We start from the raw sequence: 12,328 nt of genomic DNA on the forward strand, positions 1-12,328 counted from the left end.
GCATTTTTTAAATTTGATTTTCAATCTAATAGCAAAAACTCCAACACCGCCATGCGCATTGCCACGCCATTTTTGACTTGCTCTAAGACTTTAGATCGCTTGTCTTCTAACACCGTGCTTTCTATATCAATATCCCTATGCACCGGGCCTGGGTGTAAAATAATCACCTCTTTATTTTTAGCGTGAACCTTTAGGCGTTGTTGGGTGATGCAATAAGCGTTGCCATAATCTTTCAAGCTCGCAAAAATGGGCGCATTGTGCCGTTCGGTTTGGGTCCTCAAACTCATTAAAATGTCTGCAAATGCTATCGCTTCTTCAATGTTATGCGTCGTTTTTAAAGAAACGCTAGGGAGCATGGAGCTTGGAGCACACAGCATGATCTCAAGCCCTAGTCTTTGGAGCAATTTAATGTTGCTATTAGCCACTCTTGAATTTTTCACATCGCCTATGAAAGCGATTTTCTTCCCTTTTAGATTTTCTAAACTGCCAAAATGCTGATAAAGGGTGAGCAAATCTAATAACGCTTGGGTAGGATGAGCGCTTGTGCCGCTTCCTGCGTTAATCAAGGGGCATTGGGAAAATTCGGCTAATTTAAAAGGTGCGCTTGAAAAAGCATGCCGTGTGATGATAGCGTCAGGCTGCATGGAATGGATATTTTTAAAAGTGTCTGTTAGGGTTTCACCCTTTGAAGTGGAGCTTGTTTGCATGTTTAATTTCACTATTTTTGCCCCCAACCTTAGGCTTGCGATTTCAAAACTAGACACCGTTCTGGTGGAATTTTCAAAAAATAAAGCCACGATGATTTTATTGTGCATTTTTTCTTTTGTCTCTAAAGATACGGCGTTAAAATCGTTCGCATAAACGCTCGCTTTTTTTAATAAAAGCTTGATTTCATCTAGGCTTAAATCGCTGGTTTGGAGCAAGTGTCGGCATTTTTTTGGCATAAAACCCCCTTTTAGTTATAATATAGGTTTTATTTTAGCTAAAAATGGCATGGGTTTTAGCAAGGAATGGGCTTGAAAAATCTCTCAACACTTCTGGTGTTTTTATTCTTTTGTTTGGGGTGTGTGAGCAATTTCAATGAAGACACCTACACGCTAGACTTAGTTTTAGAAAAAAAGATCCAAGCCAGCAGAAAAGGCGAAATCACCCAAAATAATGTGCCTATCATCACGGCTATCGCTACGCATTTAAACGATGTGGATAGCGGCACTTACTATGACCATGAGTATTTTTTAGTGGAGATTTTCACGCAAAATAACGACTGGATAGATGATGGCTATATTTCTTATGAACTTTTTGGCACAAAACCTATAGGCTCAGAGCCTTTATGGGTGCGAGAAATCACAAAAGATGAATTTGATGGCATTTTAGAAACCACGAACAGATGGAGCAGAGCTTTTTTACTCGCTTTTAACAAATTGGATTATTTAGCGGTGCAAGAAGCCAAACTAGAGCTTGATGCCTATAGTTTGGGCAAGATTGTTTTTAATTTCGCTTATCAAGTCCCCCTACCTCAATTTTAATGCGCTTAGATTACGCTTTATTCAACCAGCATTTAGTGAGCAGCAGAGAAAAAGCTAAAGCGTTGGTTTTAAAAAATCAGGTTTTAGTCAATAAAATGGTGGTTTCTAAACCCTCTTTTATAGTGAAAGAGGACGATAAAATTGAACTCATCGCTGAAAAACTTTTCGTTAGCAGGGCTGGGGAAAAATTAGCGGCTTTTTTAGAAACCCATTTCGTGGATTTTAAGGGAAAGGTGGTTTTAGATGTGGGAGCGAGCAAGGGGGGCTTTAGTCAAGTGGCTCTTTTAAAGGGGGCCAAAAAGGTGCTTTGCGTGGATGTGGGGAAAATGCAATTAGATGAAAATTTAAGGAACGATACACGCATAGAATGTTATGAAGAATGCGATATTAGAGGGTTTAAAACGCCAGAAACAATTGATTTAGTGCTTTGTGATGTGAGCTTTATTTCTTTATATTGTATTTTAGAAGCGATTGTGCCTTTAAGCGGTGAATTTTTAGCGCTTTTCAAACCGCAATTTGAAGTGGGCAGGGCCGCAAAACGCAATAAAAAGGGGGTGGTGGTGGATAAAGAAGCCATTTTGAACGCTTTAGAAAACTTTAAAAACCATTTAAAAACAAAGGACTTTCAAATCTTAACGATCCAAGAAAGCTTAGTGAAAGGGAAAAACGGGAATGTTGAATTTTTTATCCATTTCAAGCGAGCCTAAAATTAAGAGCCTGGCTATCGGTAAATTTGACGGCTTGCATTTAGGCCATCAAGCCCTTTTTAAAGAATTAAAAGATCCCAAAGCCCTTTTAATCATAGAAAAAAAACATTACACTAAAGGCTATTTAACCCCCCTAAAATACCGCGCTAAACTCGTGGGCATGCCTTTATTTTTTGTGTATTTAGAAGAGATTTCACAATTAAACGCCCTAGAATTTTTAGATCTTTTAAAAAAGAAATTCCCCCATTTAGAACGCCTAGTCGTGGGCTATGATTTCAGGTTTGGGCATGAGAGGCAAAATGACGCTTTATTCTTAAAAGAGCGTTTTGAAAAAACCATTATTGTGCCTGAAGTGAAAATCCAAAATATTAGCGTGCATTCTAAGATGATCAAACTAGCCCTAAGTCATGGCGACTTATCTTTGGCTAACAAGCTCTTAGGCAGGCCTTATGAAGTGTGCGGAAAAGTCATTAGCGATCAAGGCTTAGGGCATAAAGAATTAGTTCCTACTTTAAATATCAAAACTAAAGATTTTATCCTCCCTAGTTTTGGGGTGTATGCGAGTTTGGTGAGAATAAAAGATCCAATTTATCAAAAAAGCGTGAGTTTTATAGGCAATCGCTTAAGCACGGATCACAATTTCGCCATAGAATGCCATGTGCTTGATACCATCATAGAAAAACCGCCTAAAGAAATCGCTTTGCGTTGGGTTCAAAAAATACGAGACAACATGCGTTTTTCTTCGTTAAAAGAGCTTAAAAATCAGATCCAACAAGACATCTTAAGAGCCAAAGAGATTTTGAGATAATTTGTGTTAAAATGACTCTCAAAAACCTTAAAAACGGAAAAATTTGATGCGATTGAGTAACGCTGACTTAGAACGATTAAAAAGCATGGCGAATGCGCTTCGCTTTTTGTGCGCAGACATGATAGATAAGGCTAATAGCGGGCATCCGGGCGTGTGCTTGGGATTAGCCGATGTGATGGTGGTTTTAAGCTTGCACCTAAACCTAAACCCCACTAACCCTAAATGGCTCAACAGAGACAGGCTGGTTTTTAGCGGAGGGCATGCGAGCGCGTTAGCGTATAGTTTGTTGCATTTGTGGGGCTTTGATTTGAGTTTAGAAGATTTAAAGCGTTTCAGGCAATTACACTCTAAAACTCCAGGACACCCCGAATTGCACCACACCGAAGGCATTGAGATCACGACAGGCCCTTTGGGGCAAGGTTTTGCTAACGCTGTGGGCTTTAGCATGGCGAGTCAATACGCTCAAAACCTTTTAGATAAACAAGCCATTTCTCATAAAGTCTATTGCTTGTGTGGGGATGGGGATTTGCAAGAAGGCATTAGTTATGAGAGCGCTTCTTTAGCCGGACACCTCAACTTAAACAATCTCATTGTGATTTATGACAGCAACCAGATCAGCATTGAAGGCGCTATTAATATTAGTTTTAGCGAACAGGTTAAGATGCGGTTTGTGGCGCAAAATTGGGAAGTGCTAGAATGCGATGGGCATGACTATCAAGCGATTCATAACGCTTTAGAAGAAGCCAAAAAATCCCCTAAACCCACGCTTTTAATCGCTCATACGATTATTGGTAAGGGGGCTGTTGGCTTAGAGGGGAGTGAAAAAACGCATGGCTCGCCTTTAAATAAAGAAGTGTTAAAACAATCCAAAGAAAACGCTCAAATCAATCCTAATGAAAGCTTTATCATTTGCCCAAAAAACAAAATGCATTTTGAAGAAGTGAAAGTTAGAGGCGCTAGTTTGGAAGCCTTATGGGAAAAATCCTTAAGCCCTAAAACAAAAGAAAAGATCCATGCGTTAAAGGATTTTGATTTTAGCGCCATCCATTACCCCACCTTTAAAAAAGGCGAATCTCTAGCCACAAGAGTGAGTAACGGCATGATTTTAAACGCTATCGCTAAAGAATGCGAGGGCTTTTTAGGGGGGAGCGCGGATTTAGCCCCCTCTAATAACACGCAGTTAAAACACTCTGGCGATTTCCCTTTAGGGCAAAACTTGCATTTTGGGATCAGAGAGCATGCCATGGGGGCTATCACTAACGCTTTAGCGGCGTATGGCTTGTTGGTGCCTTTTTGCGCGACCTTTTTTGTGTTTAGCGATTACTTAATGCCCAGCATTCGTTTGAGCGCTTTAATGAAACTGAAAGCCCTTTTTATCTTTACGCATGACAGCATTGGCGTGGGTGAAGATGGGGCCACGCACCAGCCCATAGAGCAATTGAGCCATTTACGCGCTTTGCCCAATTTCTATGCTTTCAGACCCAGCGATGCTTTTGAAAATACCGCTTGCATGCAAGTAGCGTTAAGTTTGAACGCTCCTAGCGCTCTTATTTTATCGCGCCAGAATTTACCCGTGCTTGATGAGGTTTCTAAAGAGCAGGTTTTAAAAGGGGCGTATGTTAAACACCATTCTAAAGATCCCATTATCACGCTCGTTGCGAGCGGGAGCGAGGTCTCTTTGGCTTTAGAGAGCGCTAAAATGTTAGAGCGAGAAAATATCCAAACGCAAGTCATCAGCGCACCATGCTTTGATTTGTTGATAGAGCAAGATGAAAGCTATCTTAAAGAACTCTTTAAGGGTAAGGTTTTAGTGATTGAAGCGAGCCGCGCGATAGAGTGGTATCGTTTTGCGGATAAAATCATTGGCATGGATTCTTTTGGGAGCTCAGCAAAGGGCGATAAACTCTTTGAAAAATTTGGCTTCAGCGTTGAAAACATCACCACTCAAGCTAAAAGGTTACTCAACGCATGAATTTAGAAAAACTTTTTTTAGAAAAAACCCCCTTGTTTGTTTTTAGCTCCACTAGGCGTTTAAAACATTTCTATTTAGAGCAAGGCGAAGGGTTTTTGCCTAGTGCGATGAGCATGGGGAGTTTTTTTGAACAGGCTTTTTACATCCCTAATAAAAAGAAAATCCCTAACAGCGCGCGGCTAATTTTAATGATAGACACCATTAAAGCCATCGCTAAAGAAAAAAAATCCATTCTTGAAGGGCTTTTGCTTTTTGAAAACAGCTTTTTGGGGTATTTGGAAAGCACTTCTTTCTTGTTTGATTTGTTTGATGAGTTAAGCTCTGCTTGTATCAAACTCAATGAACTTTCTTTTAAAGACATTTACTTGGATTATGAAAAGCATTTAGAAGTTTTAGAAATGATTTATGATCGCTACATTAAAAAGCTAGAAGAATTAGGCTTTTACGACAAAATCATGCAAAAAAAACCCACGATTTTAAAAGAATTTTTTGAGCATTTTTCCTCCATTGAATGGCATCTAGACGGCTTTATGAGCGTTTTTGAAAGGCAATGCTTATTAGAAGTGGCCGAGTTAGTGCCTATCACTTTACACCTGTCATGCGATAAATACAACCAAAAATTTTTGGAATTTTTGAATCTCAAATTAGAAACAGATTGCGATTATTCCATTGATTTTAAAACCCAAAAGATCCTCTCCCAGACATCCAAGCGCCAAAAAATAGAGCCAAAACTTTATGCCAACTCCAGTTATTTAAAACAAGGCGCTTTAGTTTTACAAACCATAGAAGAATATTTGCAAAAAGATAACGACCCTAATAAAATGGCGATCATCACGCCTAATGCGGATTTTTTACCTTTTTTAAAACTTTTAGACAAAAACAACAATTTGAATTTTGCGATGGGATTAGGGGCTAAAAACAGCCCTTATTATACAGAGCTTGTAAAAATCTTAGAAGATTTACAAACAAGCGATTGTAATTTAAGCGAGTCTGCTCTATTGGATTTAGAAAACCTTACGCTCCCGCTTTTAGAACAACAAAGCTCTAAAGAAAAAGCGCCCTTGAAAGAAGCGCATTCTCAAATCATGCACCAGTATCATCTTTTAAAAGACACGCTTAAAAACTACAGCCTTAAAGATTTATTGCATTTGTATTTGCAAGAATTTGAAGCCAATTTCCGCTTAGACGATTCTAGCGGGGGCAAAATACGAGTCATGGACACTTTAGAGACAAGGGGCATGCAATTTGATAAAATCGTTATTGTAGATTTTAATGAAACTTGTGTGCCAAGCCTTAAAGACTGCGATTTGTTTTTAAACTCTGCTTTAAGGAAATCGCTCAACCTCCCCACTTTATTGGATAAGAAAAATTTGCAAAAACACTATTACTACCAGCTCTTTAAAAACTCTAAAGAAATAACACTTTCTTATATAGAGAGCGAAACTTCAAAAGCCTCTAACATGCTTTTAGAATTAAATTTGCATATAGAGCCTATCAAAGACGCTTACACGCTTTTTGCACCAAGTCCTTTAAAAGACTACCAAGAAGAAGAAATCAAAGCCGCTATCCCTAAAGATTTTAGCTTTAGCGCTAGCTCATTGAACGCTTTTTTAACTTGCAAGCGCCGTTTTTGCTACCACTACATGAAGCGATTCAAAGAAAGCCCTAAAGATGAAAATAATAGCACTGTGGGCAGTTTGCTCCATGAACTTTTAAAAGAAGCTTATGAAAAAGATAAAAACCCCTATGCGTTAGAAGAGAGATTCATTCAGCTCTTAGAAACAAGAGAAAACATTACCCCTAAAGAGCGTTTAGACGCTCTTGTAGCGCTCAAAAAAATCCAGGCTTTTTATCTTAAAGAAAAAGAACGCTTTAATACAAAAATCAAAATCCTTGATCTTGAAAAAAGCTTTGAAACAACCATTCAAGGCGTTGTTTTTAAAGGGCGTATAGACAGGATTGACAAAACCGCTGACAATGAAATTATTTTATTGGATTACAAATTCAAAAACGATTTGAAATTAGACAACATGAGTAAAACACAAAGAGGAGACTTAAGCCCCATAGAAATCGCTCAAATCAGCACCGATTACCAAATGGCTATCTATGCGTTTGCCCTTAAAAATCTAGGTTACAAAGAGCCTATAAAAGCCTTTTTTTATGATTTAAGAAAGGGCGAGTTACTAGAAGAAGACGAGCTTACTTTGCAGGCTAAAATGGATCATTTGGAATTTTCTCTTATCCCCAAGCTCAAGCAAGAAATTGATTTTGAAAAAACTTCAGAGGCTAAAGATTGTGAGTATTGCTCTTTTAAAGACATGTGCAACCGATGAAATCTAAAAAACTTTATTTAGCTTTAATCATAGGGGTTTTATTAGCGTTTTTAACCCTATCTTCATGGCTGGGTAACAGCGGTTTAGTGGGGCGTTTTGGGGTGTGGTTTGCCGCACTCAATAAAAAATATTTTGGGTATCTTTCATTGATTAATTTACCCTATTTAGCGTGGGTTTTATTCCTTTTATACAAGACTAAAAACCCTTTTACAGAAATCGTTTTAGAAAAAACTTTAGGGCATCTATTAGGCATTTTATCTTTGCTCTTTTTACAATCTAGCCTATTAAATCAAGGGGAAATCGGCAACAGCGTGCGTTTGTTTTTACGCCCTTTTATAGGGAACTTTGGGCTTTATGCACTGATAACGCTTATGGTAATTATTTCTTATTTGATTTTATTCAAACTACCCCCTAAAAGCGTTTTTTATCCTTATATGAACAAAACACAAAACCTTTTAAAAGAGATTTACAAACAATGCTTACAAGCCTTTAGCCCTAATTTTAGCCTGAAAAAAGAGGGTTTTGAAAACACCTTATCAGATCTTCAAAAAAAAGAAACCAACAACGACAAAGAAAAAGAAAACCTTAAAGAAAACCTTATTGATGAAAACCACAACACCCCTAACGAAGAATCGTTTTTAGCGATCCCTACCCCCTATAACACGACTTTAAACGATCTAGAGCCGCAAGAAGGCTTGGTTCAAATTTCCCCTCACCCCCCTACCCATTACACCATTTACCCTAAAAGAAACCGATTTGATGATTTGACTAACCCCACTAACCCCCCTTTAAAAGAAATTAAACAAGAAACCAAAGAAAGAGAACCCACGCTTAAAAAAGAAACACCCACCACACTCAAACCTATCATGCCAATATCCGAACCCAACACAGAAAATGACAACAACACACAAAACCCTAAAACCCCCAACCACCCAAAAAAAGAAGAAAGCCCACAAGAAAACGTGCAAGAAGAAAGGATAAAGGAAAATCTAAAAGAAGAAGAAAAAGAAACGCAAAACGCTCCAAACTTTAGCCCAGAAACCCCCACAAGTGCTAAAAAACCCGTTATGGTTAAAGAATTGAGCGAAAATAAAGAGATATTAGACGGATTGGATTATGGCGAAGTGCAAAAACCCAAAGATTATGAGCTTCCCACAACGCAATTATTGAATGCGGTTTGTTTGAAGGACACTTCTTTAGACGAAAACGAGATTGACCAAAAAATCCAAGATCTATTGAGCAAGCTGCGCACTTTTAAAATTGATGGCGATATTATCCGCACTTATTCAGGCCCTATTGTAACCACTTTTGAATTCCGCCCAGCCCCCAATGTTAAGGTGAGCCGCATTTTAGGCTTGAGCGATGATTTAGCGATGACTTTATGCGCTGAATCCATCCGCATTCAAGCCCCCATTAAGGGTAAAGATGTCGTTGGTATTGAAATCCCTAACAGCCAAAGCCAAATTATTTATTTGAGAGAAATTCTAGAGAGCGAATTGTTTCAAAAATCCAGCTCGCCCTTAACTCTAGCTTTAGGCAAAGACATTGTGGGTAACCCTTTCATCACGGATTTAAAAAAGCTCCCCCACTTGCTCATCGCTGGCACGACAGGGAGCGGTAAGAGCGTGGGCGTGAATGCGATGATTTTATCCTTACTTTATAAAAACCCCCCCGATCAACTCAAATTAGTGATGATCGATCCCAAAATGGTAGAATTTAGCATTTATGCGGACATCCCTCATTTACTCACGCCCATTATCACCGACCCTAAAAAAGCTATCGGAGCCTTGCAAAGCGTGGCTAAAGAAATGGAGCGCCGGTATTCTTTAATGAGCGAATACAAGGTTAAAACCATTGATTCTTACAATGAGCAAGCCCCAAGTAACAGCGTTGAAGCGTTCCCCTATTTGATTGTGGTGATTGATGAATTAGCGGATTTGATGATGACAGGGGGCAAAGAAGCGGAATTTCCTATCGCTAGGATCGCTCAAATGGGGCGAGCAAGCGGCTTGCACCTCATTGTAGCGACCCAACGCCCAAGCGTGGATGTCGTAACCGGCTTGATTAAAACCAACTTGCCTTCAAGGGTGAGTTTTAGGGTAGGCACTAAGATTGATTCTAAAGTGATTTTAGACACCGATGGGGCGCAAAGCTTGCTAGGAAGGGGCGATATGCTCTTTACCCCCCCAGGAACAAACGGGTTAGTGCGCTTGCATGCCCCCTTTGCCACTGAAGATGAAATCAAAAAAATCGTGGATTTTATTAAAGCCCAAAAAGAAGTGGAATACGATAAAGATTTCTTGCTAGAAGAATCGCGCATGCCTTTAGACACCCCTAACTATCAAGGCGATGACATTTTAGAAAGGGCTAAAGCGGTGATTTTAGAAAAAAAGATCACTTCTACGAGTTTTTTACAACGCCAATTAAAAATCGGCTACAACCAAGCCGCCACCATTACTGACGAATTAGAAGCCCAAGGCTTTTTATCCCCAAGAAACGCCAAAGGCAACAGAGAGATTTTGCAAAACTTTTAGGCTTTGTTTTCATTGGATATTGGCAAACATTATTTTTAATTTTTAAAAAGTTACCGCCTGCTTTTCGCAAGCTTTTTATGATTGATTTTAAAAATGCCTGTGCGCATTTTTTAGGCTTTACCACCAATCCTTCATTAAAAACAAAAACTTTTCTCAATGATACAAACGACACCAACCTTTCATCTATTAATCAAATATTATCTGTGGTTTCCCTAACTCCTAGTAAAATTACCTAAAAATTTCATGTTCAAGGATAGCCATGAGCCCCCAACCCGCCACCAAAAAACCCTTAAAATCCCTTTTAGCCGCTAGTTCAGGTAATTTAGTGGAATGGTATGACTTTTACGCTTATGCGTTCTTAGCGCCTTATTTCGCTAAGGAATTTACCCACACGAACGACCCCACTTTAGCGCTAATCTCAGCTTTTTTAGTTTTCATGCTAGGGTTTTTCATGCGCCCTTTGGGGAGTTTGTTTTTTGGTAAATTGGGGGATAAAAAGGGGCGTAAAACTTCTATGGTGTATTCCATTATCCTTATGGCGCTAGGCTCTTTTTTGCTCGCATTGCTCCCCACTAAAGAAATCGTAGGGGAATGGGCGTTCTTGTTTTTATTATTAGCCAGGCTTTTACAGGGCTTTAGCGTGGGAGGAGAATATGGCGTGGTCGCTACTTACCTCTCTGAATTGGGCAAGAATGGCAAAAAAGGTTTTTATGGCTCTTTTCAATATGTAACTTTAGTTGGAGGGCAACTCTTAGCTATTTTTTCACTCTTTATCGTTGAAAACATTTACACGCATGAGCAAATCAGTGCGTTTGCTTGGCGTTATTTATTCGCTTTAGGGGGTATATTAGCCCTACTCTCGCTCTTTTTAAGAAATATCATGGAAGAAACTATGGATAGTAAAACAACTCCCAAAACCACTATTAAAGAAGAAACCCAAAGGGGCAGTTTAAAAGAATTGCTCCACCATAAAAAAGCCTTAATGATAGTCTTTGGGCTAACTATGGGAGGGAGTTTGTGTTTTTATACTTTTACGGTGTATTTAAAAATCTTTTTAACCAACAGCTCATCATTCAGCCCTAAAGAAAGCAGTTTTATCATGCTTTTGGCGCTCTCTTATTTTATCTTCTTACAACCCTTATGCGGGATGCTGGCTGATAAAATCAAACGCACCCAAATGCTGATGGTTTTTGCGATCACAGGGCTTATTGTAACGCCCGTTGTCTTTTATGGTATCAAGCATGCCACTAGCGTGTATGAAGCCCTATTTTATGAAATACTCGCATTGAGCAGCATGAGTTTTTACACTTGCATTGCTGGGGTCATTAAGGCGGAATTATTCCCTGAACATGTGCGAGCGCTTGGCGTGGGTTTGGCCTATGCGATTGCGAATGCGCTTTTTGGAGGGAGCGCGAGTTATATAGCGTTAGAGTTCAAACAACATGGTTTTGAATGGGGGTTTGTGGGCTATGTCATGTTGAGTATTATTATCTTTATGGTTATGGTTATCCTATTCCCTAAAAAAACCTATTTGGAATGAATCTGTTTTTATTTAATTTTTGCTATAATTTTTCCTTTTAAAAGGATTATTCGCATGCAAAATGGGTATTATGCGGCCACAGGAGCCATGGCGACACAATTTAACCGCTTGGATTTAACCTCTAATAATTTAGCTAATTTAAACACCAACGGCTTTAAAAGAGACGATGCGATTACAGGCGATTTTTTAAGGCTTTACCAACAATACCGAGAGCAACTGCCCTTAGAAGATCAAACCAAAGCGAGCGCGAAGTATTTAAACCGCAATCTCAATCGTGTGCCTGTTCTATCAGAAATCTATACGGATAGGAGTCTTGGCGCGTTTGAAGGAACGCATAACCCCCTAGATTTTGCCCTAACAAGCCCTAACCTCTATTTTGCGATACAAACTAATGAGGGCGTCGCTTATACCAGAGATGGGCATTTTAGCGTGGATAAAGACGGCTTTTTAGTTACTCTTAATGGCTTTAGGGTGCTTTCTCGTTCGGGCTTGAACGAAAAAGGAGGGATCATGCTCATGCCTGACGCTGAAATTGAAGTCAATCAAAATGGTGGAATCACTTTTAGGGATAATGAAGCCCAAATTCAAGCAGGCGCGTTAGCTTTAGTGAGTTTTAGCGAACCTAAAAATCTTAAAAAAATAGGGCAAAACCTTTATACTTATCAGGGCGAAGGCGTCCATCAAGTCTCTGACTCTGGTGCGTTAAGGCAATACATGCTAGAAAAAAGCAATGTCAATGCGGTGCGCGAGATGAGCGCTTTGATTGAAATCAACCGCTTTTTGGACATGTATTCTAAAGTGTTAAAAACCCATCAAGACGACATGAACGCCGAAGCGATCAACAAACTCGCTACAAAAGCTTAAAAGCGATTTGTCTCTTTGATTGGTGGAAAATTTTCATGCGTGCG

The 12,328-nt window shown here is 39.3% G+C and carries 9 protein-coding genes; 8 read left to right on the plus strand and 1 reads right to left on the minus strand.

The window, feature by feature from the left end; translation table 11 throughout:
• Nucleotides 1-20: 20 nt before the first annotated feature.
• Nucleotides 21-944 carry an aspartate carbamoyltransferase gene (pyrB, locus tag DQL14_RS07225; protein WP_108169236.1) on the minus strand — a complete coding sequence of 308 codons (924 nt, stop codon included), beginning with the start codon at nt 942-944 and terminating at the stop codon, nt 21-23.
• 66 nt (nt 945-1,010) lie between these two features.
• On the opposite strand from pyrB, the gene DQL14_RS07230 reads away from it, so the two are divergent.
• From DQL14_RS07230 to DQL14_RS07270, 8 genes are all read left to right on the plus strand, one after another.
• Complete coding sequence (locus DQL14_RS07230) at nt 1,011-1,526, plus strand: hypothetical protein (protein WP_000523544.1); 516 nt, start codon at nt 1,011-1,013, stop codon at nt 1,524-1,526.
• Nucleotides 1,526-2,233, plus strand: a complete 708-nt coding sequence (gene tlyA, locus DQL14_RS07235) for a 23S rRNA (cytidine-2'-O)-methyltransferase TlyA (RefSeq protein ID WP_108169237.1) — start codon at nt 1,526-1,528, stop codon at nt 2,231-2,233. Before DQL14_RS07230 ends, tlyA begins: the two co-directional genes overlap by 1 nt.
• Entirely contained in the window at nt 2,199-3,041 is an 843-nt protein-coding gene (locus tag DQL14_RS07240; RefSeq protein ID WP_108169238.1) for a bifunctional riboflavin kinase/FAD synthetase, read from the plus strand. Before tlyA ends, DQL14_RS07240 begins: the two co-directional genes overlap by 35 nt.
• 46 nt (nt 3,042-3,087) lie before the next feature.
• Nucleotides 3,088-5,013, plus strand: a complete 1,926-nt coding sequence (gene tkt / locus DQL14_RS07245; protein WP_108169239.1) for a transketolase — start codon at nt 3,088-3,090, stop codon at nt 5,011-5,013.
• Nucleotides 5,010-7,346: an ATP-dependent deoxyribonuclease AddB gene (addB, locus tag DQL14_RS07250; RefSeq protein WP_108169240.1), complete on the plus strand. Its 2,337-nt coding sequence runs from the start codon at nt 5,010-5,012 to the stop codon at nt 7,344-7,346. Before tkt ends, addB begins: the two co-directional genes overlap by 4 nt.
• The gene (locus DQL14_RS07255) at nt 7,343-9,880 is read left to right on the plus strand and encodes a DNA translocase FtsK (RefSeq protein WP_162296889.1); all 2,538 of its coding nucleotides are present in this window, start codon (nt 7,343-7,345) and stop codon (nt 9,878-9,880) included. The genes addB and DQL14_RS07255 overlap by 4 nt, the downstream gene beginning before the upstream one ends.
• A 259-nt stretch (nt 9,881-10,139) precedes the next feature.
• Nucleotides 10,140-11,420: an MFS transporter gene (locus DQL14_RS07265; RefSeq protein WP_108169243.1), complete on the plus strand. Its 1,281-nt coding sequence runs from the start codon at nt 10,140-10,142 to the stop codon at nt 11,418-11,420.
• Nucleotides 11,421-11,474: 54 nt separating this feature from the next.
• A complete protein-coding gene (locus tag DQL14_RS07270) occupies nt 11,475-12,284 on the plus strand; it encodes a flagellar hook-basal body protein (RefSeq protein WP_108169244.1) in 810 nt (269 codons plus the stop codon).
• Nucleotides 12,285-12,328 lie beyond the last annotated feature (44 nt).

It is taken from the genome of Helicobacter pylori NCTC 11637 = CCUG 17874 = ATCC 43504 = JCM 12093 (assembly GCF_900478295.1).
Classification (GTDB): Bacteria; Campylobacterota; Campylobacteria; order Campylobacterales; family Helicobacteraceae; genus Helicobacter; species Helicobacter pylori.

Excerpts from the sequence above, each read along its gene's own strand:
- pyrB (WP_108169236.1), bottom strand. The coding sequence starts at position 944 with ATGCCAAAAAAATGCCGACACTTGCTCCAAACCAGCGATTTAAGCCTA.
- DQL14_RS07230 (WP_000523544.1), top strand. The coding sequence starts at position 1,011 with ATGGGCTTGAAAAATCTCTCAACACTTCTGGTGTTTTTATTCTTTTGT.
- tlyA (WP_108169237.1), top strand. The coding sequence starts at position 1,526 with ATGCGCTTAGATTACGCTTTATTCAACCAGCATTTAGTGAGCAGCAGA.
- DQL14_RS07240 (WP_108169238.1), top strand. The coding sequence starts at position 2,199 with ATGTTGAATTTTTTATCCATTTCAAGCGAGCCTAAAATTAAGAGCCTG.
- tkt (WP_108169239.1), top strand. The coding sequence starts at position 3,088 with ATGCGATTGAGTAACGCTGACTTAGAACGATTAAAAAGCATGGCGAAT.
- addB (WP_108169240.1), top strand. The coding sequence starts at position 5,010 with ATGAATTTAGAAAAACTTTTTTTAGAAAAAACCCCCTTGTTTGTTTTT.
- DQL14_RS07255 (WP_162296889.1), top strand. The coding sequence starts at position 7,343 with ATGAAATCTAAAAAACTTTATTTAGCTTTAATCATAGGGGTTTTATTA.
- DQL14_RS07265 (WP_108169243.1), top strand. The coding sequence starts at position 10,140 with ATGAGCCCCCAACCCGCCACCAAAAAACCCTTAAAATCCCTTTTAGCC.
- DQL14_RS07270 (WP_108169244.1), top strand. The coding sequence starts at position 11,475 with ATGCAAAATGGGTATTATGCGGCCACAGGAGCCATGGCGACACAATTT.